Origin of the sequence: Acidithiobacillus thiooxidans ATCC 19377, assembly GCF_009662475.1 — a bacterium.
Taxonomy (GTDB): domain Bacteria; phylum Pseudomonadota; class Gammaproteobacteria; order Acidithiobacillales; family Acidithiobacillaceae; genus Acidithiobacillus; species Acidithiobacillus thiooxidans.
On sequence record NZ_CP045571.1, the window covers coordinates 755,861 to 777,436 of the forward strand.

General features: G+C 52.6%; 21 protein-coding genes. 6 read left to right on the forward strand and 15 right to left on the reverse strand.

Going from position 1 to position 21,576, the window contains the following annotated elements; genetic code table 11:
* Positions 1-8: 8 nt before the first annotated feature.
* Both GCD22_RS04055 and GCD22_RS04060 read right to left on the reverse strand, forming a co-directional pair.
* Complete coding sequence (locus GCD22_RS04055) at positions 9-554, reverse strand: isochorismatase family protein (protein ID WP_031569121.1); 546 nt, start codon at positions 552-554, stop codon at positions 9-11.
* Between the two features lie 6 nt (positions 555-560).
* Complete coding sequence (locus GCD22_RS04060) at positions 561-1,214, reverse strand: protein-L-isoaspartate O-methyltransferase family protein (RefSeq protein ID WP_031569123.1); 654 nt, start codon at positions 1,212-1,214, stop codon at positions 561-563.
* A 176-nt stretch (positions 1,215-1,390) separates the two neighbouring features.
* Between GCD22_RS04060 and GCD22_RS04065 the strand changes: the two genes are divergently transcribed.
* Positions 1,391-2,329: an MlaD family protein gene (locus GCD22_RS04065; protein ID WP_024894102.1), complete on the forward strand. Its 939-nt coding sequence runs from the start codon at positions 1,391-1,393 to the stop codon at positions 2,327-2,329.
* Between the two features lie 4 nt (positions 2,330-2,333).
* Complete coding sequence (locus tag GCD22_RS04070) at positions 2,334-2,975, forward strand: ABC-type transport auxiliary lipoprotein family protein (RefSeq protein ID WP_080707724.1); 642 nt, start codon at positions 2,334-2,336, stop codon at positions 2,973-2,975.
* 1 nt (position 2,976) lies between these two features.
* Here GCD22_RS04070 and GCD22_RS04075 read toward each other — a convergent pair whose 3' ends face one another.
* The 3 genes from GCD22_RS04075 to vapB all read right to left on the reverse strand — a co-directional run bounded on the left by GCD22_RS04075 (position 2,977) and on the right by vapB (position 5,677).
* Positions 2,977-3,435: a universal stress protein gene (locus GCD22_RS04075; protein WP_031569128.1), complete on the reverse strand. Its 459-nt coding sequence runs from the start codon at positions 3,433-3,435 to the stop codon at positions 2,977-2,979.
* A gap of 17 nt (positions 3,436-3,452) precedes the next feature.
* Positions 3,453-5,165 carry a proline--tRNA ligase gene (locus GCD22_RS04080; protein ID WP_031569130.1) on the reverse strand — a complete coding sequence of 571 codons (1,713 nt, stop codon included), beginning with the start codon at positions 5,163-5,165 and terminating at the stop codon, positions 3,453-3,455.
* Between the two features lie 164 nt (positions 5,166-5,329).
* On the reverse strand, positions 5,330-5,677 hold the full coding sequence (vapB, locus tag GCD22_RS18695) for a type II toxin-antitoxin system VapB family antitoxin (protein ID WP_254892690.1): 348 nt from the start codon (positions 5,675-5,677) through the stop codon (positions 5,330-5,332).
* A gap of 197 nt (positions 5,678-5,874) precedes the next feature.
* Between vapB and GCD22_RS04090 the strand changes: the two genes are divergently transcribed.
* The 4 genes from GCD22_RS04090 to GCD22_RS04105 all read left to right on the forward strand — a co-directional run bounded on the left by GCD22_RS04090 (position 5,875) and on the right by GCD22_RS04105 (position 10,196).
* Positions 5,875-6,141, forward strand: a complete 267-nt coding sequence (locus GCD22_RS04090) for a type II toxin-antitoxin system TacA family antitoxin (RefSeq protein WP_170286690.1) — start codon at positions 5,875-5,877, stop codon at positions 6,139-6,141.
* The gene (locus tag GCD22_RS04095) at positions 6,134-6,631 is read left to right on the forward strand and encodes a GNAT family N-acetyltransferase (protein ID WP_170286691.1); all 498 of its coding nucleotides are present in this window, start codon (positions 6,134-6,136) and stop codon (positions 6,629-6,631) included. Before GCD22_RS04090 ends, GCD22_RS04095 begins: the two co-directional genes overlap by 8 nt.
* A 73-nt stretch (positions 6,632-6,704) precedes the next feature.
* The gene (locus GCD22_RS04100; RefSeq protein WP_081577163.1) at positions 6,705-8,771 is read left to right on the forward strand and encodes a glycosyltransferase; all 2,067 of its coding nucleotides are present in this window, start codon (positions 6,705-6,707) and stop codon (positions 8,769-8,771) included.
* 165 nt (positions 8,772-8,936) lie between these two features.
* Positions 8,937-10,196: a glycosyltransferase family 4 protein gene (locus tag GCD22_RS04105; RefSeq protein ID WP_081577162.1), complete on the forward strand. Its 1,260-nt coding sequence runs from the start codon at positions 8,937-8,939 to the stop codon at positions 10,194-10,196.
* Between the two features lie 11 nt (positions 10,197-10,207).
* Here GCD22_RS04105 and GCD22_RS04110 read toward each other — a convergent pair whose 3' ends face one another.
* The 10 genes from GCD22_RS04110 to GCD22_RS04155 form a co-directional block, all read right to left on the reverse strand.
* On the reverse strand, positions 10,208-11,389 hold the full coding sequence (locus GCD22_RS04110) for a glycosyltransferase family 4 protein (protein ID WP_081577161.1): 1,182 nt from the start codon (positions 11,387-11,389) through the stop codon (positions 10,208-10,210).
* 15 nt (positions 11,390-11,404) lie between these two features.
* Positions 11,405-12,331 (reverse strand): NAD-dependent epimerase/dehydratase family protein, encoded by a 927-nt coding sequence (locus tag GCD22_RS04115; protein WP_153940453.1) that lies wholly within the window; start codon positions 12,329-12,331, stop codon positions 11,405-11,407.
* A gap of 19 nt (positions 12,332-12,350) precedes the next feature.
* Entirely contained in the window at positions 12,351-13,370 is a 1,020-nt protein-coding gene (gene gmd, locus GCD22_RS04120; protein WP_153940454.1) for a GDP-mannose 4,6-dehydratase, read from the reverse strand.
* Positions 13,367-17,113, reverse strand: a complete 3,747-nt coding sequence (locus GCD22_RS04125; RefSeq protein WP_153940455.1) for a glycosyltransferase — start codon at positions 17,111-17,113, stop codon at positions 13,367-13,369. The genes gmd and GCD22_RS04125 overlap by 4 nt, the downstream gene beginning before the upstream one ends.
* Positions 17,113-18,690, reverse strand: a complete 1,578-nt coding sequence (locus GCD22_RS04130; RefSeq protein ID WP_153940456.1) for a class I SAM-dependent methyltransferase — start codon at positions 18,688-18,690, stop codon at positions 17,113-17,115. Before GCD22_RS04130 ends, GCD22_RS04125 begins: the two co-directional genes overlap by 1 nt.
* Before the next feature lie 64 nt (positions 18,691-18,754).
* Entirely contained in the window at positions 18,755-19,501 is a 747-nt protein-coding gene (locus tag GCD22_RS04135; protein ID WP_081577157.1) for an ABC transporter ATP-binding protein, read from the reverse strand.
* Positions 19,501-20,289 carry an ABC transporter permease gene (locus GCD22_RS04140; protein WP_081577156.1) on the reverse strand — a complete coding sequence of 263 codons (789 nt, stop codon included), beginning with the start codon at positions 20,287-20,289 and terminating at the stop codon, positions 19,501-19,503. Before GCD22_RS04140 ends, GCD22_RS04135 begins: the two co-directional genes overlap by 1 nt.
* A gap of 62 nt (positions 20,290-20,351) precedes the next feature.
* Positions 20,352-20,513: an AbrB/MazE/SpoVT family DNA-binding domain-containing protein gene (locus tag GCD22_RS04145; RefSeq protein ID WP_211371690.1), complete on the reverse strand. Its 162-nt coding sequence runs from the start codon at positions 20,511-20,513 to the stop codon at positions 20,352-20,354.
* Between the two features lie 250 nt (positions 20,514-20,763).
* Complete coding sequence (locus GCD22_RS04150; protein WP_081577155.1) at positions 20,764-21,036, reverse strand: BrnA antitoxin family protein; 273 nt, start codon at positions 21,034-21,036, stop codon at positions 20,764-20,766.
* Positions 21,005-21,325 carry a BrnT family toxin gene (locus GCD22_RS04155; RefSeq protein ID WP_211371691.1) on the reverse strand — a complete coding sequence of 107 codons (321 nt, stop codon included), beginning with the start codon at positions 21,323-21,325 and terminating at the stop codon, positions 21,005-21,007. Before GCD22_RS04155 ends, GCD22_RS04150 begins: the two co-directional genes overlap by 32 nt.
* Positions 21,326-21,576 lie beyond the last annotated feature (251 nt).

A 21,576-nucleotide genomic window follows, 5' to 3' on the forward strand; every position in this document is an offset into this window, starting at 1 on the left:
ACTCCGTTTCAGCGCCAGGCCGGGGCGAGACTCCGAAATTGGGGATGGGCCGCGTCACCAAGCCATTCATAAAATACCGACTCTGCCACCGCGACGGTGATACCCGCCTGACGCAGTCGCAACAGGGCCGATTGGGCATTTGCGTCGTCGCGGCTGGCGCAGGCATCGGCGACGACAACAGGCTTCCAACCAGCGCTATGCAGATCCAGAGCGGTTTGCAGAACACAAATATGGGTTTCGACGCCGGTCAGGATAATCTGACGACGACTCTGCTCAGTTTCCAGTAAGTTTCGGAGCGGAGCATGCCGCCAGCAGGAAAACACCGTTTTATCCAATGGGGGGGCACAGAATGACTGCAGGTCGGCACGAATCGGTCCCAATCCTTTGGCATATTGGAAAGTAGCCAGACGCGGGATTTCCAGAGCCGCCGCAGCGGCCAGCAAACGCGTAACGTTTTGAATGGCTTGGTTGCGTTCTGTCTCTGGGATGGCACCCAGGAGACGATCCTGCATATCGATGGTCAGGATCAGGCTCTGCTGGGCTTCAATACGCATGGCCGCTCAAAAAACAAAACGACCAGGAACTGGGGCATGCCGCAGGGGAGTGACTTCGGTTTCAAAAAGTACGGTTGTTTCATAAACGTTCTGCTGAGTGCGCGTGATGCGCTGGGCGCGCATGGCAGGACCCTTACCGATAATGGCGATCAGACACCCACCCACCGCCAGTTGTTCCTTGAAAGCCTCGGGCAATGCGGGCAAGGAACCGGTGACACAAATGGCATCATAAGGCGCATGATCAACCCAGCCGCATGAGCCATCGCCAACATGGAGCTGCACATTGTGAATGTCTTGCACGCGCAAATGGCCTTCCGCCATTTGCGATAAATCTGCGCGATCCTCGACGCTATGCACCATACCACTCAGTCTGGCCATAAGTGCGGCCATGTGGCCGGTTCCTGTGCCAATTTCCAGCACCCGGTGATGTTCGCGCAAATCCAGCTCCTGAAGAATACGGGCCTCCATTTTAGGCGTCCACATATGTTCGCCGTGGGCAATGGGCATGGCGTAATCGGCAAACGCCAGATGACGATAGGCGGTCGGCACAAATAACTCCCGCTTGACCTCGGTGACGATGGCCAGCACGCGCGGATCAAGCACATCCCAGGTGCGAATCTGGGTATCAATCATGGTACGGCGCAATATGTCAAAGTCCATAGCTTCAAGGGCTCCAGAGATTTTGGCTCATTTAGTCATGGGTTTCCGGGCAAGTCAATGACTTCCATTGGGCCAGCAGGCAAGAGGTCTTGCCATTGAGCAGATCATTCAGAAAGATTGGCTTGCAACGGTTCCTGTGCTCCAATAGGGACACATCTCATTCAGGAGCTACCTTCTTGGAAAGCCGTGCGCACGCGCTGGTCGCGGTAGTTTTTTTGCTGGTACTTGGCGTCGCGGTCGCGATTGTCGGATTGTGGATGCATCACGGCGAAAAACCCGGGGTCAACTTTGATGTGATTTCGCCCTACAGTGTTACTGGTCTTAGCATTCAGGCGCCCGTGCGATTCAAAGGGGTGAGGGTGGGTGAGGTGACAGCCATCGGTCTGGACCCGACGAATCCGCGCATGATTCGGGTGAAAATCAAAGTCGATAAATCGACACCCATCACCCGGGCGACTTTCGCAGAACTGGCTCCTCAAGGGGTCACCGGTCTCAGCTACTTATCCTTAACCGACAAGGGAACCGATTTTGCCCCCATTACGCACAATCCGGGTCAGGTTGCTGAAATTCCCATGCATCCCAGCTTTTTTGAGGTGCTGTCCCGCAATGGTGAGTCTCTGGTAAACCGCAGCAATGAGTTGGCGGATCGTCTGAATGACCTGCTCAATGACCAGAACCGTGCCCGTTTCGGGCAAACCTTGACGCATCTCGATCAGGCTACTCAGGATCTGGTGCAAATGGAAGATGCCATGATGCCGGCGCTCAAGGCGCTTCCCGCCATGGTGGCTGCCACCCAATCCACCATGGTCGCCAGTCATCAACTCATCCAGCATTTAGATACCCTGGCAGTACAGGCGCAAGCCCCCCTGGCGAGTGCTACCCAGGCGGCCAAGTCCCTACAAAAATTGGGTACTGCCAGTGAGCAGGCAATGAATACGTTAAATTACCAGACACTTCCCCAGGTCCGGCAATTGACCAGCAGTCTGCTGCATAGCAGTGAAGCGCTGTCCAGCCTCAGCCAGTCCCTCAAACAATCCCCCCAATCCCTGCTTTACGGAACTCAGGGGCCACCCCCAGGCCCGGGTGAGTCGGGTTTTTCTGCAGGAGGTCACTAAGCTCATGAGAGTTGTTCGCATGCCACGTTTATGGGGCGCAGCCCGTCTGGGATTTTTTGGGACCGCTTTTTTGCTTGGCGGTTGTGCCACCGCGACGCCCTGGCAGACGCCCTACAATATTACTGCGTTGCATTCGTCGGTGCCTGTTGAAGCCAAAAATGCACCGCACACTGCTCAAGTCGTTTTGCAACTGGCCTCGGTCAGCGCCCCCTCCTGGCTGGATACCAATGCCTACCAATACCATCTGCTTTATCAGAATCCCCAAATGCTCCTGTCTTATCGGGACGCGCGTTGGGTAGGGACCCCGGCGGAAATGCTGGATATGCGTCTGCTACAGCATCTGCAGCAAAGCCAGCACTGGAAAGCCGTACTTTCCGGGCAGTCCAGTGGTGCGGCACAATATGTGCTCCGCCTGTACCTGAGTAATTTCGTGGTAAATTTCACTGCACCCCGGGCTGGTCAGGCGCTGATAGCAGGTACAGCCACTTTATTGAATGACCGCAATTTTCAGGTCATCGCCCAGCATGCATTCCAGGAAAGCGTGCCACTAAAAACCCCTTCGGCGGCGGGTGGAGCGGCCGCCATGACCCAGGCCGGCAGTGATTTTGTGGGGGCGGTCAGTGCCTGGGTTAACCAGTATCAGTGAATCAGGTGTGTTTGATCACCAGCACCGGACAGTGGGCGTGGTTGAGCACGTCATTGGCTACAGAACCCAATAGTAAGCGTCCCAGACCACTATGACCATGGCTGCCGACCACCAGCAGGTCGGCCTGATGGGCCTTGCCATAAGCGGCAATGGCGCGGCCAATATTGTCCGCACTTTCCTCCAGCACCATTTCTGCTTGCATCCCTTCGCTGTCCATCGCCTTGTGGAGCTTGTCCATTTCGGCGTGGGCCAGATGCAGCAGCTTTTCCCGAAGATCCAGAGTCGGGGGCAGGATTTCCTCGGGCATCTGCAAATTGAGCATTTGCGGGTTGAATACATGGATGATGGTGAGTTTGGCCTGATGCAGCCGCGCTTCCTGAGCCGCCGCCAGCGCGGTAGGCAGCGCCATTTCTGAAAAATCTACGGCCACCATTACATGCTGCACTGGAAAATTATCCATGATCCTGATCCTTATGGTTAATGAACGGGCGAACTCGCGTTCAGGCGGTCCATCAGTTCGGCTTCATTCACCAGCGTATTTTCGCTGGCGCGGCGCGCCCGATATTCCCAAACATTCTGCGCCAGTACCTTGTCACTGACCACCACCCGATGCGGCAAGCCGATCAAATCCATGGTCGCAAACTGCACACCGGGGCGTTCATCCCGATCATCCAGCAGCACATTGAAACCCGCCTGCTCCAGACGATCATGCAGAGCCTGAGCGGCGGCGGCAACTTCTGGGAATTTGCGGGCATTGATGGCGACGATGCCCACATCGAAGGGGGTCAGCGACGCGGGCCAGATAATGCCGCGTTCGTCAAAATGCTGCTCCACCGCCGCTGCTACTACCCTGGATACCCCAATTCCGTAGCAACCCATGGTCACTGTGGCGTCGCGTCCGCTTTCGTCCAGCACAGTGATTTTCATGCGTTCACTGTAAACCTGCCCGAGCTGGAACACATGGCCTACCTCAATGCCCCGGCGGATGCCCAGCGTACCGGTACTACAGTGGGGGCAAGGGTCGCCAGCCCGGACATTGCGCAAGTCGGCGCTGTCCGGGCAGGAAAGATCCCGATCCCAGTTGAGATTCACCCAATGCGTATCCATTTCATTGGCCCCGGTGCTGAAATTGCCGACATTCAGGGCTCGATGATCAGCTAGCACCCGAATAGAAGTTTTTAAATCTTTGGGACCGATGAAACCAAGAGGAGCACCGGTAGCGGATTCGGCCTCTTCGGGCGTGGCCATTCTGACTTCGTCCACTTCCAGGGCATGAGCAGCCTTGATCAGGTTCAGTTCGTCATCGCCGCGTAACAGCAGCATGACCGGTTGCTCACCCGCCACGACCAGCACGGTTTTGACGATCTGGCTGCTGGAAATGCCCAGCATGGCAGCCTGTTCGGCTACCGTCCGGATACCTGGCGTCTGCACCCGTGCCGCCTCCAGAGGGGCTTCTGCGGGCGCAGCTTTGGCGGGACTGCTGGCTTTTTCCATATTGGCCGCATAATCACAATGGTCGCAGGACACAATGGCATCTTCCCCGGAATCGGCCAGAACATGAAATTCGTGGGAACGCTTGCCGCCAATTGCCCCGTTGTCTGCCTCCACGGCCCGAAAATCCAGACCCAGGCGGGTGAAGGTCCGTTGGTAAGCGTCATACATGGTCTGATAAGTGATTTCCAGAGAAGCATGATCCACATGAAAGGAATAGGCGTCTTTCATGATGAATTCGCGACCACGCATCAGCCCGAAACGGGGTCGGATCTCGTCGCGGAACTTGGTTTGAATCTGATAAAAATTGACGGGAAGCTGCTTGTAGGAATGAATTTCGCGCCGCGCTAAATCGCTGATGACTTCTTCATGGGTAGGACCCAGACAAAAATCGCGCTGGTGGCGATCCTTGAGGCGCAGCAGTTCCGGCCCGTATTTTTCCCAGCGTCCTGATTCCTGCCACAGCTCGGCGGGCTGAACCACCGGCATCAGCACTTCCTGGGCACCGCTGCGGTCCATTTCCTCGCGGACAATGCGCTCCACCTTGCGCAATACCCGTAAGCCCAGAGGCATCCAGGTATATAATCCCGAGGCAAGGCGGCGAATAAAGCCCCCGCGCAGCAGCAACTGGTGGCTGACGAGTTCCGCCTCGGCGGGAGTTTCTTTCAGGGTCGGAATGAAAATCTGACTGGCGCGCATAAAAGTCTCAAATGAAAAGGTAGCGCACAGTGTAAGAAAGGCCACAACACAAAGAAAGAGGTAAAGCTTTTTACTAACGAATCAGGATGACGTGAACTTCAGTACTTCAGAGAAGCCTATGAGTTTATGGATAAGTAAGCAACGCGGAAGCATCCAGTACTGACTTACTCATATTTTGCTGCAAGGCGTCGTTCGGCGATGAGCTCTTCTGTGAGTGATCTGCCATGTTTGTTATTATCTGTCAATTTTTGAAATAAACCACGGCTTCCTCGTACTGCTTCTTCCGGGTGAAACCGGTGCTGATAATCAGGTTGCTCGCGACTTTCCATAAAGTCAGCACTGACCCCTTCACCATTAAACCAGCTTTCCCAGGATTCCCCTGCAGGTACCAGGATGCGCACACGACCCAAGGCGACGACATCCACGCGCTTCACATCACTGGGGAAAGCGATGGATTTGGGCAGTCGTACGGCCTGACTACGATTAATTTGAAAGACGGTCGCTTGTTCCATGATGGCTGCCTCTACTGTATATGGCGTTGGGATATCCTACCAACTGCCGGACTCGGTAGCAATTATCAGTGACCCAATTTCCTACAAATATTTTCAGTTTTCTGAACCGTCTGGCGGGAGATCGTCACATTGCAGCTTGGCGGTTTATACGGCAAAATACCGTATACGGTATTTTGCCGTAATCTCTGGAGATGGATATGACGGCAGCTCGGTTTGAGTTGAAAATGGATGTAGAAGAAAAGGAAGTTGTAGCGCGTGCTGCGGCCCTGGCGGGTACGACCATGGCCGCATTCGTACGCAACGCAGCCAAAGAAAAGGCACGCGACCTGTTGGAACGGGAGTCACGCATTACGATGTCGAACGACGATTTTCAGGCCTTAACAAGGGCTCTGAATGGGGCATTTATGCCCAACGCTCCCTTACAAAATGCCATGGATCTTGCGCGTAAAGTTCGGCGTGCTTGAAATCCAACTGTTGGACCCGCAGCGTCATGACCGTCAGGCTTTTACATCTGCTGTGGACGCGCTGGATGAGTATCTGCATCGCTTTGCCGTTCAGCATGTGAAAAAGGGTATTACCGTGGTTTATGTACTGGTTGATACAGACAAACCGAAAACTATTCTGGGTTACTACAGTTTGAGTGCTGCCCAGATTGACGCCATGCAAATGGACGCGCCCACCCGAAAAAAGCTGCCGCGCTACCCCGTGCCCTGTTTCCGACTGGGGCGTCTGGCAGTGGATTCAGCGCATCAGGGGAAAGGATTGGGGCGCCTCCTCATGGGTTGTGCTGTTGAACATTGTCTGGAGGCCCGTAAAACAGTAGCTGCCTATGCGCTGGTGGTCGATGCCAAAGGGGAAGAGGCCAAGGCGTTTTATGTGCACTACGGTTTTCTGTCTTGCAAAGATGATCCGATGACCCTGTACCTGTCGTTGGGCTTTTTCTGGCAGAGCTGACCGTACGGTGGCATAATCCCTCGCCAGCAGAAGCACCAGGCAGCACACCCCTATTTGGCGGATACCTACAAATTTGACCAGTCCCAGCTTTAGCGCGCAAAACGCCCACATTATTCTCATCAATTGGAATAGCCTTGCCGATACGCGGCGTTGTTTGCGGGCACTGAGGGAACTCAGCGAAACCCCGGGGCATATCTGGATTGTGGATAATGGTTCGACAGATGGCAGTGCCGATGCCATGGCAGCCTGGTTAGCTTCCTGCACCTTACCCATTACCCTGATTCGTACCGGCGAGAATCTGGGTTTTGGCGGGGGTTGTAATGTCGGCATCCGTCACGCACTGGATGCAGGTGCTACCGCCCTCTGGATCCTCAATAATGATGCCATTGTCCACAAGGACGCCCTCAATGCGCTGCTGGCAGAGATGCAAAGCAATGCGCAGGTAGGTGCGGTCGGTTCAGCCATTTACGATCTGGAACACCCGCAAAAGGTGCTGGTCTGGGGCGGTGGTCATGTCCTCTCGTGGTTGGGTTTGGCGCATCATGCCAAGCGTACGCTTCCCGCCGCGCGGCTGGATTATCTGACAGGGGCCAGTCTGTTGCTGCGCCGTGAGGCGCTGGAGCAAATCGGCCTCTTTGATGACGATCAATTTTTCATGTACTGGGAAGACACCGACTTGTGCTACCGCCTGCGGGCACAGGGCTGGCAACTGGCAGTGGCCGCCGACTCCCATATCTGGCATCAGCACTCGTCCAGTCTGGGGCACGATCATCCCCTGAAGGATTATTATGTGACCAACTCGGCGGGGCACTTTTTGTCCCGCTACGCGCGTTTTCCCCGACTAAGCTGGACGCTGGGTTCTCTGGTGCGCATCAGCAAGCGTTTGCGTGCCGGCCAAAGGAACAATATTCGTGCCATTTGGGAAGCGCGCAAGGGCTTGGCCTACAGCGAACAGGTGCCCACGCCGGTACCCTTGCCGCAAACCGAAAGGCGCCGCACCGTCCGTGTAGCCATAGAAGCCACCACGATGCAAGGACGTCCAGCAGGTATTGGTCATTTTTCCGAAGAACTGATTAAAGTCCTGACCCAAACCCCCGCCGTAAAGCTGACCTATTTCACCACCACCAGCTACTCCGATCAGCCCCCGCATCCCGCCGGATTAAGCATTCCGCAGCGGGGCGAGTGGAAAAAGAAGATTCCACTGGGCCGTGAAGTGCAATTTTATCTGCAGGGACGGCAACTGGAACGCCTCAAAAAGCGCTGGCGACCGGAAATTATTTTGGGCATGAATTACGTGCTGCCTAAGGGCCGTTCCCCCCAGGTGCTGGTAGTGCATGACCTTTCCCACATGGACATGCCCGAAGCACATCCTCCGGGACGGGTGCATTTTTTGAATCGGCACCTGCGTCCGGCCCTGGAAAGAGCCAATGCGGTGGTAACCATCTCGCATTTTACCAAGGGCGAACTCCTGAAGCACTTCCCGGAATTGGCAGGGCGCATTCATGTTGTGTACCAGGGTATTTCCGAGCGATTTTCAGCGCCCGTGAGCGAGGCAACCCGGCGGGCATTACGCGTCGCCCTGGATGGAGATCCGCGCTCCTATTTTCTGTTTTTATCGACGCTGGAACCCCGCAAAAACATGGAACGACTGCTCCTTGCCTATGAGGGGTTGGCAGACCGCATCAAACGCCAGTATCCCCTGGTGCTGGTGGGGCAGATGGGCTGGCAGGAAAGCCGTTTTGCCCCCATTCTAGAACGCATGCAGACACGGGGTGAAATTGTCCTGCTGGGCTATCTGCGCGATGAACTCTTACCGGCCTTATTGGAGCGGGCTGTGGCCCTGATTTATCCCTCTCTCTATGAAGGTTTTGGTTTGCCGCCCGTAGAAGCTATGGCCAGTGGTTGCCCAGTGCTGGCCAGTAATAGCACGGCTATCCCTGAGGTTTGTGGAGATGCTGTCCTTTACTGTGATCCGCTCAGTATAGAATCCATTCGCGATGGCATGACCCGTCTGGCGGAAGATAAAGCCCTGCGGCATGATCTGGCCAAAAAAGGGAAAACGCAGGCGGCACAATACCACTGGCAGCGGGCAGGGAAGCAGATGCTGGGGATTTTGCGGGAAGTCGCGGGGCGGGGGTAGGTTTTGCGGAAGAACTTGTTTTTTTTGGTACCGCTATGATGCAGATAGTGAAATAACGTATGAGCTATGTGATGTCCTAGAGACGTGTTGCATAGGTTACAGTCGCGAAAAATCTTCGGATGGTAGCTGAGAAAGGTTAAGAGGCATAAAATTCATAGAATAACCATGACATTACCGAAAATTGAGTATTTTGGTTACTTGAGTGCTGCCAGTGGCCTAGGCGTCGCAGCTAGAGGATATCTGAGCGTCTTAAAGTCGATCGGCTATCCATTACGCTGCCACGATTTGACGCCTTCCAGCCATCGTAGCCTGCAGCTACCTGTTGAGTGTGCAGGAACATGCTGGAACCAACAGGGCCCAATTATTCGCATCTTGCATGTCAACGCTGAAGAGTTACCCCGCATCCTCCGCGTTATTCCTTCGGAATCCTCAGACAATGTTTATCAAATTGGTATTTGGGCTTGGGAAACTGATAGATTTCCCAAACAGTGGCTGGATAGATTTTCATATTTAGATGAAGTGTGGGTGGGTAGCCAATTTATGGCTTCAGCGATCACTGCGTATAGCCCTGTTCCGGTAACCGTTGTACCTTATGTTGTGGATGTCCCAAAATCTATGACCATCAATCCTGGTTCAGATAATAGTCCCTTCACCTTTTTTTTCAGCTTTGATTACAAGAGTATAGTTGAACGCAAGAATCCTCTTGGTTTGATTGAAGCGTTTCGCGCTGCATTTATCGCTGGTGAGCGGGTTCGTCTGCGCATTAAATCAAGCCATGCATCTTCGCGACCAGAGTATGCCAGGCAACTGCAAAATGCGGCTACTGGTTTGCCTGTAGAGTTTATGGATGAAATAGTAGACACACAAACTAATTGGGAACTGCTGGCATCTGCAGATGCCTATGTTTCATTGCATCGATCCGAAGGTTTCGGGTTGGGTATGGCTGAGGCAATGGCTTTGGGAAGGCCTGTAATGGCAACAGCTTATGGTGGAAACTGTGATTATATGAATGGTGATAATTCGGCCTTGGTGAAATATACCTTGTTCAAGACTCTAAAAGCCTATCCTCCTTATCCTATGGGTACAATATGGGCTGAAACAGATCACAATGATGCAATAATACAGATGCGGCGTTTGTACGAAGACGTTGCATGGCGCCAGACCATAGGCCTTAATGCGCAGGCTTACATGCTTAACTATTATAGCCCTGAAGCTATCGCAGGTTTAATTAGTCAGCGTCTTTCTGAAATTGAGAAACTGGGATATCCTCGTTCAAAAGGTCCATCTAAGAAGAATGCTCGAATTATTAGTCGAAGCATATGGAGGCCACTGCGAAGTGGATGGCATTTTACATTGGCTATTCTTCCTGATCGGTATCATAAATATTTGTTTGGATTACGCAGGGTTTTGGGATCAAAAAAATAGGTTAACTGAAGTCAGGATAGCCTGCGATACACGGCAAGTGTCTGTTCTGCGCATTTCTGCCAACTGAAATCCATGGATCGCTTTAGACCAGATTGTGCATACTTTTGTGCGAGAGATGGGTTGTTTAGTAGATTATTCAATCCGTCTCTAATCGCGTCAGTGAATGTCGGATCGATCTCCAGTGCAGCGCCACCAGACACTTCGTGCAAAGAGGTATTGTTGGAAGTGAGCACTGGCGTCCCGCTGGCAAATGCCTCTAGCACTGGCAAGCCGAAACCTTCATATAAAGAAGGGTAGGCAAAGACTGCAGCCGAAGCATACAAGTCCTGCAATTGCGTGCGAGGCAAATAGCCAGTGCGTATGATATTTGCCTTTACCTCCAAGCTTTTTAAGCAAGCCAGCAATTTTGAATCACGCCAACCGCTTCCACCCACTAATACCAATGGATATTCCTTAAGGACACTCTCGGGAAGAGTGGAATAAGCGGTAACTAAACGTTCAATGTTCTTGCGTGGCTCCAGTGTGGCTACGGACAACACAAAGCCACGATAGTGCAGTCTAAACTGTTTAAGCGTATCCGCAACATCATTTGCAGTTCGTTCGTGAAAACCGACATCGGTACCTAGATACGTGACGGTAATTTTGTTCAGGGGGACACTATATAGTTCAGTAATTTCCTCAGCTACAAAATGAGAGTCGGTCACTATATGATCCGCCCGCATGATGACTTTGCTAAGTTTGATGTTCAATAATTTTACGCGTTCAGGTGGATGAAACTGAGGATGTCGAATATGGGAAAGATCATGCACATTAATTACTAATGGCCCTGAATAAGGAACGGGAATAAAATTTGGTTCGTGATACACATAACCCGTACTTGCAAGCTTTCTAATGGATCGACTTTCAATCCACCTGTTCCAGGCGTTCACAGCTACATAGGCATCAGGAACGCCCTGTCTGATAAGTTTTTTGACAGCATCTAATGGGGGCTTTTTTGTTCTAATGGTGGTAGGTATTTGTTTTGTTTTAACAAAATTACTTAGTGTTGTTCCACTATAAATTTCTCTGCTCAGAAATCCGCTTAATTCTTCAATCTCATCACTATTACCCATTTCTTCAATTAAATGCTGTGTATAGTGACCGATACCTGTACGCGGATATAAAAGGGTTTGTAAATTGAATAATACTTTCAATTTGTCACCATAATATTAACTCTCCAACATCCAGCGCAAAGTCTGTTTTATGGGAATAGGGGAGAATGGGCCGAGGTGTTGTTGCAGTCTGGCCGCAGAGCCCAGCAGGCGGGGGACTTCATTGGCGCGGACAAAGGCCGGGTTCACCCGGATGTCTAGAGAGTGGCCACTGAGTTGTTCGGTCAGGGCCATGATCTCGCGTAGGGAGTGGGCTTGCCCGGAGCAGACATTGAAGGTTTGTCCGGCTACGCCTTCGGCCTCCAGGAGCAGATGCACATAACGGTCCACCACGTCGCGCACATCCGAAAAATCCCGGCTGACATCGAGATTACCCAGCTCAATGAAAGGCGCGCGGCGTTTGAAGTGACTGACGATTTTAGGAATGAGAAACTTGTCATCCTGCCCGACGCCGGTGTAGTTGAAGGGCCGAGCGATGACAATGGGCAGTTTATCCAACCAGGTATGGGCCATGTGCTCCATGGCCAGTTTACTGCAGGCATAGTGATTGACTGGCGCCGGACAGATGCTTTCGTCGATGACTTCCACAGCGGGGGTGCCATACACATTGGCGGAACTGGCGAGCAGGATTCGTTGCGGCGGTGTTTTGAGGGTGCTCAAGGCTTCCAGCAGATGGAGAGTCCCGAAAAGGTTGACGGCATAAAAAGCCTGGGCGTCGCCATGACCAACGAAGGCCAGCCCGGCGAGATGGACGACATGGGTAGGTTGGACTTGGGTAACAGCGGCTTTTACGGAAGCGGCATCGGTCAGATCGGCACGGATTTCCTCGGCATTTTTTGCTTCGCCCTGCACCAGTCCGATGACCTGGGCGCCACGGGCACGCAGACGACTGGCCAGATACTGCCCCGTAAAACCGCGCAGGCCAGTGACCAGAATGGTCTGGCCTGCAGCACTGGGTGTTGGCTTGGATTCAGGATGCGTCAATTTGGCCTCCGCAGGTTGTTCAGCCGTTCCTCTGTAAATCGGCTTCGACCATCATGGCACAAAGCTGTTCCAGCGTCGTCGGGGTTTCCCAGCCGAGTTCGGCCTTGGCCTTGGCAGGATTACCGATCAGGAGTTCCACTTCAGCGGGACGGTAGAACTTGGGATTGACGGAGACAATGACTTTGCCGGTAGCCGCATCTCTGCCACATTCGGCTTCGCCTTGGCCTTGCCATTCCATGGTGATGCCTGCGGCTTTGGCGGCCATGGTCACAAAATCCCGGACGGATTCGGTGCGGCCGGTAGCCAGTACATAAGTATCGGGGTGATCGGCCTGCAACATGCGCCACATACCTTCCACATAATCCTTGGCATAGCCCCAGTCACGTTTGGCATCGAGATTGCCCAACTGCAGTTGATCGAGTTTGCCGAGTTTGATTTTGGCCATGCCGTCGGTGATTTTGCGGGTGACGAATTCCAGACCGCGCAGAGGACTCTCATGGTTGAACAGAATGCCGCTGCTGCCGAAGATGTCGTAGCTTTCGCGGTAGTTGATGGTCATCCAGTGGGCATAGAGTTTAGCCACCCCGTAAGGACTGCGCGGATAGAAATTGGTGTTTTCATCCTGGGGTATGGCCTGGACCTTGCCGAACATTTCGGAAGTGGAAGCCTGATAGAAACGGATTTTGGGATTGACGATGCGTATGGCTTCGAGCAGGTTCAAGGCACCCAAGCCGGTAATCTGGCCGGTGGTGTTGGGCTGATCGAAGCTGACGCCCACGAAACTTTGGGCAGCAAGATTATAAACCTCCGACGCCCCACTGCTTTCAATCAGGCGAATGGCGGAACCCAGATCCGTCAGGTCAAACTCGACCAGATGGAGATTGGGATGATCAGCGACACCCAGTTCTTCCAGACGCCAGAAGCTTACGGAACTGGTACGGCGGTAAGTGCCATAGACGGTGTAACCCTTCTCCAGCAAGAGTAAGGTAAGGTAGGCACCGTCTTGGCCGGTGATGCCGGTGATAAGGGCTGTTTTCATGGTTGTGACTCCGAAGCATCAAGTTGAAATTGAGTGATTTGTAGCGCGGCAAGAAGTTGTTGAGCACTTCCCCCCCAAGTCAGCCAAGGCATGGCATCCGATTTGGGGTGCTGATCTTTGGCGTATAGCTCAAGCCAGTGCCGGATTGATTCCGCGAAATCCTCGAATGTGAGGGCGTTGATATATAACGCATGCTGACCTGCTATTTCCCGAAATACCGGAATATCCCGAGCAATAATCGGCAGCTTATGCTGGGCGGCTTCGATAAGTGGCAGGCCGAAGCCTTCGCCGTAAGAAGCTGCAATCAGGCAGGTGCTGGCAGCGTAGACTTTTTCGAGATATTCGTCGCTGATACCTTCAAGCCAGAATAAACGCCTGTTCAACTCCATGTGGGTGCGTAAACGCTCAACGAGGTCTTCCACCATCCACCCTTGCTTGCCGACGATAACGAGATTCGCATCAAGGCCCGACCGCCAGAGTTGCTCGAAGGCATCCAAAACTTGTGTATGGCCTTTGCGAGGCTCAAGCGTTCCAATCATGAGGAACGAAGCTCGCTCATTCAAAGCGTTCAGGATCTTGGGTGCATCTGTGGGTAGGCCTCGTGTCGGCGCGCAGGCGTCGACATCGGCTCCCAAGTGAAACCATTCGATACCCAAGGGGCGCTCGCGCTGGGGGCCATGCTTGGCCAGCCATTCGCGCATTTCATCCGCCACGGCGCGCGAGATGCATGCCACGCCGTCGAAGTGACTGATGCTCTCAAGCCAGCGATGGTGTTGGCTCTGTGCCTCGGGCGGAAAGACTTGGGGCATCAGGGTTGGCAGCAGGTCGTAGATCACAAACCAGACCCTCACGCCTCGGTGGCGCCATCTCTGCAGGAAAGCCTGCTGGGCAGGAACTACACTGGGTTGCAAATCCAATCCGACGAAGACATCACCTGACCATGCCTCGGTTGGTTCGTCCTGCGTCCAGTTGTCCGGCATCCCTAAAAAGCTACTGGTAAACCGGCGTGCATAGCGGTAACCCGGAGAATCTTCCGTGGCATAGACCGGCTCCACCCGGAATCCCTCCGGAGGATTCATCAGCCACTCCCTCAGGATGGCGCGCACGACGCGTTGAATCCCAGTCTTGGCGTCTCGCTGTACCAGTTCTGAAACATCCACCAGCCAATGCCGTTGGCGTGGCGATGGCGGGAAGTTATCAGCCAGGCAGGATGCCAATGGCACAAGCCCCTGCTCTTGCAAGTTTAGGTTTGCTATTGCAGGCAGAAGCCCGGGCAAACCAAATTTCGCTTGTTCATAACTTTGCTCAATGGCTCTGAAATACATTTGAGCGCAAGCTTGTGGCGCGTGTTTGGTGTGCACAATATTTCTTGCTTTGGAGCCCAAGTGTCGTCTTAATTCGCGGTCATGTGCAAGTGTGGTCAGGGCAGTGACTAAATCATCATCTTCAAAGTCGTCTGGCAACATCCATACGCCATCCTCATCCAGGTCAGCCAGGCTTCCATGTGTGTTGACAATCGTGGGCAGGCCGTAATTCATGCAGTCCAGAACCGCACCGGATGTTTCCCCGCGCGATAATGTTCGCAACTGAACCGCAATGTCAGAGGCCGCGAGATAGGCGCGGTAGGTTTCCGTATCTGTCCATCCCGTGATGCGGATGCGCGCGGAGCATTCGCTGGCCGTAATGGTTTGAAGCAAGTCTTGACCATACTCGCCACTGTGGTTTTGACCGAGGAATACCAGCTTTGCCTTGGCTTTGGCATTAAGGGGGGAGGCAAGAAAGGCTTGCAGTAGCCGATGGTTTTGTTTGGTGGGTCCGATATGGCCAAAAGAGCAGATGACCAGATCATCGGGCTCAAATCCAAGTTGGCGGCGTATTCCCTCCCGATTTGAAGGTTCTGCGGGAACACGTAGGTGCGGGATGATACTCCAGTCCGCCGCAGCCTCGGGTCCATACCACTGAGTGGCCAGTTTGCGTGAGTTCTCACTATGGACAATAACGCTCTGTGCGCGTTGAAGCACCGGCAAGTTCGCCGGATAGCGCCAGATGACATCCGCTGTATCAGCAGCGGTGTAGCGCTCCAGAGCAGCATGGTAGCCGTGGCTTGAATATAGGGCCTGTGCCCATGCATGTGGCGCGCCGCCGTGTATGTCCCGGTGCGCCTGAATGCCTGAAAGAAAGAAGTCATGCAAAACAACCACGCCGGGAATGCTTTCCAGCAAAGGGAACATATGCTGGTGAAATGAGGAGTTGCCAAAGTGGTACATGATCCTGTCGAACTGGTGATGATTTTCTTCAAACCATTTCACAGAGCGTATGGGGCAGCGTTCCTTGATCCAGCGATCCTCGACATCCGCCTGGTCAACAATCACCTCGATCTCATAGTGCTCTGCCAGTGCCGGGAGTAACTCAGCAGTGTAGTCGGCAATACCCGATCTTTCCGGAGGCAATGGCGAAATATAGGCCAGCTTTGGTCGATGCGGCTGCGCGAATTTTTGGCTGATTTCGGCATTCTGAGTATTCATGCCTGAGTGAAGGCGTTCCATGGCTTCTATGGCGCGCCGTGCACTTTCATCCCAGGAAAAGTGTTCAGCCTGTTTTTTGCAGTGGCGGATCAGTTTGTCGCGGAAATCTTTATCCGTGAGGCCGCGCTGGATGGCTGCTGACATTTCATCGTCTGAATGAGGATCAAAAAGCGCCTCTTCCCAGCCAATGACCTCCGGAATACTGGAAGTATTTGCGCCAATCACTGGGGCACCGCAGCGCATCGCTTCAAGCGCGGGTAAGCCGAAGCCCTCGTGCCAAGAGGGAAATACAAACAATGCACAAAGGTTGTAGAGCGCAAGCAAGTCCTCTTCGGGAACAAAGCCTGTGAGAACCAGTTCACCACTATCAAGACCCTGCTCCATCGCTAGGGATTCCAGCAGGGCTTTCTGCTCTGGCTGAATGGAGCACACGATAGCCAGCTGATGATCTCTGCGAAGTTGTTGTGGCAACTTGGCGTAGGCGCGAATCAAACCCTCAATGTTCTTGCGGTAGTCAATGCCGCCTGTATACATCACGAAGGGCCGGTTGAGACCATATTTCTGCCTGATTCTTTGCTCTTCATTGGGTGAAATTTCCAGCGGTATGAAGTGCGCATCCGCGTCACTGGAAATATTGATGACCCATTCTTCTGGCAGGATGAGATGCTCTACCCCTTCACGCCGGGATGAATCTGAAATGGCAAGCCAAAGGTGGGCGCGGCGAAGGTGCTCGATTTTTCCCCTATACCATTTATTCACGGATGGGTTTTCAAGATACGGCTTGGGGTGGATATAGGGGATCAGGTCGTAAAGCGTGACTGCGGTTGGAATATCTTGGTTAAAAAGACCAATGCTGGTGATGGCATCGTCACCCAATCCCTCGAACAGGCTGGTGACATGTACGACATCGGGCTTGAGGCTAGAAAGAAATACCTTGCGGACAAGTTCTGCTGCCTTCCGACGTGCACTGTTGCGCTCATCCATTTCTGATACGGGGCCGATTGCATGCCATATGCGAATATTTTCCTGCGGCAGCAACCCATCGAAGGCCTTGCGGATGGGCTCAATTGTGTCCGGGAAAAGCCCGTTAAGGGCAATAAGCACATCATGGTTGCCGCGATTGCGTACCATGGCGAGGGCAAGCGATAGACTGTAGCGACCTATGCCACGATTATGGTTGATGGCTTGCGCGCCTTGTAAGTCAATAACAATACGCATCACATACCCTCCCTGTTTCTCTTTTCAATCGCGGTTTTAAGGTCCAGGTAGATTTGTCGGGCGCGGGGCGTCAAATTAGCTTCGTGCGGACGCATTGCAATAGGCGGCGATACTGCAGCGTGCTGGAGACGCATGTCCCGTAAACGCTGCTTTAGACGTGGATGCCGATTCAATATCTTTAACGCAAATATTTTTATTCGAGGGCGCGATTGCACTGCGGTCATGGCCGCGACCAGAGTGGAGCGCATCATCCGTCGCGGACGGCTACCCGGTTTCAAAGTCAACCAAGCAATGCTTCCCTGCACAAACCATCGCGCAGATTTGCCTGCAAGCCGCAATGGCTTGGTCAGTTTCCAAGAACGACTATGAATAACAGCTTGATACTGCGCCTCGGCATGGTTGGCGCGCTCGTTGGCCTGAGCGGCTTGGGCCTCGGCATGGTTGGCACGCTCAACAGCCTGTGCAGCCTGCTCGATCGCAATATTAACCTGCGCAAGTACAGAACGGCTTAGTGATTCAATTTCAGAGAATCGTGTTGCTAGCGACACATCGGCCTGAGCGGCTTGGGCCTCGGCATGGTTGGCACGCTCAACAGCCTGTGCAGCCTGCTCGATCGCAATATTAACCTGCGCAAGTACAGAACGGCTTAGTGATTCAATTTCAGAGAATCGTGTTGCTAGCGACACATCGGCCTGAGCGGCTTGGGCCTCGGCATGGTTGGCACGCTCAACAGCCTGTGCAGCCTGCTCGATCGCAATATTAACCTGCGCAAGTACAGAACGGCTTAGTGATTCAATTTCAGAGAATCGTGTTGCTAGCGACACATCATAGCGGCTGGCCAAATTGTCAAGATTCAGGCCATATTCAAATTCAAATTCAGGGTTAAACAAATCTAGTTCAGATTGCCTTCCCGGTTTTTGGGCCACAACCGAATAATCCGGGCTGACCCCAGCCAAGACATCCATCAAAACAACATCCGTTTTCTCTCTCAGCGATTCGGGTTCCTGCAGCCGTACAACTTTGGTGCGATAAAAACCCGTGTATTCCGGCAAAAAAGAAAGCAATGGTGCAGGTATGGGGCGCTGATGGGTAGGGTCAACATAGAAATTCGCGGTGCCTACCGAGATGTTTTCCGGATTAGGCGTTTCAAGAATCAGCAGGCCAGCTGGTTTAAGCACCCGAAATGCCTCACGCACCAAATCCATCAGGCTTTCAAAGGGAATGTGTTCCACCACATGAAAAGCAGAAACCACCGTTTGGCTTGCATCCGGCAGCTCCCGCAATGCGGTGATCAGATCTTTATTTTCGGCGTGCAAACCTAATTCATGACACGAGGCCAGCATGCCATCATCCACATCAACACCATAGGCTGTAAATCCACACTCTGTGACTAATTCTAGCCACTCACCACGACCGCAGCCCAAATCAATCACCGGGGAATTTGGGTATATTTCGAGCAAAGAAGTTAAGAATGGCATATATGCCTGTAAACGTTTTCTAATTATGGCGCGCGAACCGCGATGTCTATCTTCAAATGCGCGGTAAAAAGATTTTTGGCTTACTTCATCGGAAAACATACTGGATCACACTTTTACAAGGTATGAATAATAATGGACGGTTTGAAGCGCTAAGTGCATCAACTTATTCATCACGAACGAAAATCATTTTTTCTGTTTCTTTCTCCATAATCTGGCCCTGATCTACAGTTATTCCCCGGTCAAGCCGTACGTAGTAATTACAAAACTTCTCAACTTGATCCTGGCTATGAGAAACAAGAATCAAAGACATCCCATTTTTCCGCATCTCGGCAATTTTATCCAGACACTTATCCTGAAATGCCTGATCTCCCACAGCCAATATCTCATCAGCCAACAGTATGTCTGGTTGCAAGTTTACTGCAACCGCAAACCCCAAACGCATTTGCATGCCAGACGAGTAATTTTTTAGTGGTGTGTCAATAAAATGCTCTAATTCCGAAAATTCAATGATGTCTTTGACGCGTTTCCTAGTATCTTTATTCAGAAACCCATACAAACTGGCGTTCAGAAAAATATTTTCATAACCCGTCAATTCTGGATTAAAGCCTACCCCCAATTGAATCAATGGTGCCACCCGCCCATTGGCGATGACGCGCCCTTTGTTTGGCTGCAATATCCCCGCGATAATTTGCAGTAGGGTGCTCTTGCCGGAACCATTATGGCCCAGCAAGCCCAATGCCTCCCCTTGTTCTACCGTGAAGCTGACATCATCCAGTGCCAGAAAATGCTCGCGTTTCTCACGCTTGTTTTTGTGAAATAGTCCGAGAAAACGGGTTTTCAGCCCCATTGCCCGATTATGACGCAGGATAAACTCCTTGCTGACGTGCTCAACAATAATGGCGGGTGGCATCAGAGGTCTTCCACCAGATGGCGGGCTTTACGGCGGAAGAGCACCATACCCATACTCACCGTGCCGATGGCCCAAGCGCACGCGATGAGGACGTGATTCAGGGCGGGGAGGGTGCCTGAATAGAGCAGGGCGTGAAACAGGTCCATGAACTGGGTCAGTGGATTCAGGGAAATAATTTCGCGGGCTGTGGGTTTCATTACGTTGATGTCATAGCCAACGGGTGTTAACCAGAATAAAAACATTACTGCAATATCCACCATGTGCTTCAGATCACGGAGTTCTACCTGTAACACCGAAAAAGTCAGCACAATTCCCCAGATGAAGGCTATATACAGACCCAGTGCCAGGGGATACAACAGCAAACCCCAGTGATAAACCCCGCCCAGAAAGGGGTAAAGCACCACCAGAATGAATATGGCGATGACCCACAAGGCCAGGGTAAACAGCAGGCTGGAGGTGGGCACCAAAATGCGCGGGAAGTAGATTTTCTGGATGAGGCCAGAGGCACTGGTCAGACTTTCACAGCTCTGGCTGACTGCCTGGGCAAACAGGTTGTAGTGCAGGACGCCGATGACCAGATACAAAATGTAGTTGGGCAGATTACTGCGAAAAATGTGGGTAAACACGAAGTCGTAAAGCAGAATCAATGCCAGCGGGTTGCCCAAAGACCAGAAGAAACCGAGTACGGCGCCCTGGTAGCGGACTTTCAGATCCTTGATGACCAGATTGCGTACCAGGTCGCGGTATTGCCAGTAGGGACGCAGGGTGGCGGTAATCGGGTTGGGCACGTTTTGCTTGTCTCAGGCTGCACTGGGTTGGAGCGAAACCTTAGCGTTTATGGTCGGGTAGGTCAATCCACCCAGTTCTCGATAATCAGTCCCGCTCCGATGAGCCTGTTTCCCTCTCGAATCACAACCAATTTGGTCTGTTTCGGGAAGGCCATACTCACCGGGATACGGACGGCAGGTGAATTGCCAGCCATGAATTGGCGGGTATGAAAAACTTTGCGCATGAGTACCTCCAGAGGTGCTAACGTGACGTTATCACGCCCATGGAGCCGAGGTGCCAGCGCTCGCGTAAAAATTCATAACCTACAAATTCCGTCATATTTTCTTCACACATCTAGGATTTTTTTCAGAATAGCATATCCTGCACAGATTTTATTCAATACCAGTGTGTGCCTTATGAGTTTAAAGACGCACAACAACTGATCAGCGACTTTTTTTACAGACGTTGATCGCTGTTTAACATAGGACGCACCGTTATACTCTCTGGTGTGTTTCCAGCCATTCCTTCAGCGCTGTGTCAATGCGGGTCTGCCAACCTGGACCGGAGGCCCGGAAACGAGCAACCACCTCTGGTGAGAGCCGCATGGTAACGCGCTCTTTAACGGGTGCCTTCTGCGGCCCTCGCGTGGACAACTTGGCCTGCAAAGAACTGGGCAGGGAGGTAAACGATTGGGCACGGGCAAAATCCTCCGTCGTCCATTCGGGATTGTCGTTCTCAGACTTCTGATGAAGGTCTGCTGCTTTCATAACGCTTGATCTCCCTGCGATTTGCTTTCCGAAAACTGATCACCCGAATACCAGTAGCCTGCTCCACAAAAACCAGCGCATGTAATCGTCCGTTCAAGGTTCCCATAGCCCGGATCCTGGTCTCGCCATACTCACGACGGTCATCCACGCGATAGAGCGCGGTGTGGAAGTCAAAATCTATTGCCCGATCAAAACTGAGGCCGCGCTCTTGAACGTTGCGGGCATTTTTAGCCGGATCATAGGTGATTTCCATTGCCTTTATTGTACGCACAATCTGCGCATGGGTCACGCCCCTGTCACAACTGGACTATACTACGTGTAGCGGATGAATTTTTTAGCGACATCACAACAACGAAACCTGCGACCATCTGAGCATTTCGCTCCCTGGATAATTTCCAGCGTACGAATGTGAACTGCTGATAAACGTCGTGATGTGTAACAAGCCAAATGGACTGACAGGCTTGAACCAAAAAGGTATGGGGGTCGGAGATGAGGTTTTGTCTATACCCATCCGACGACAATGTGCCCCCCGGCGAAAAG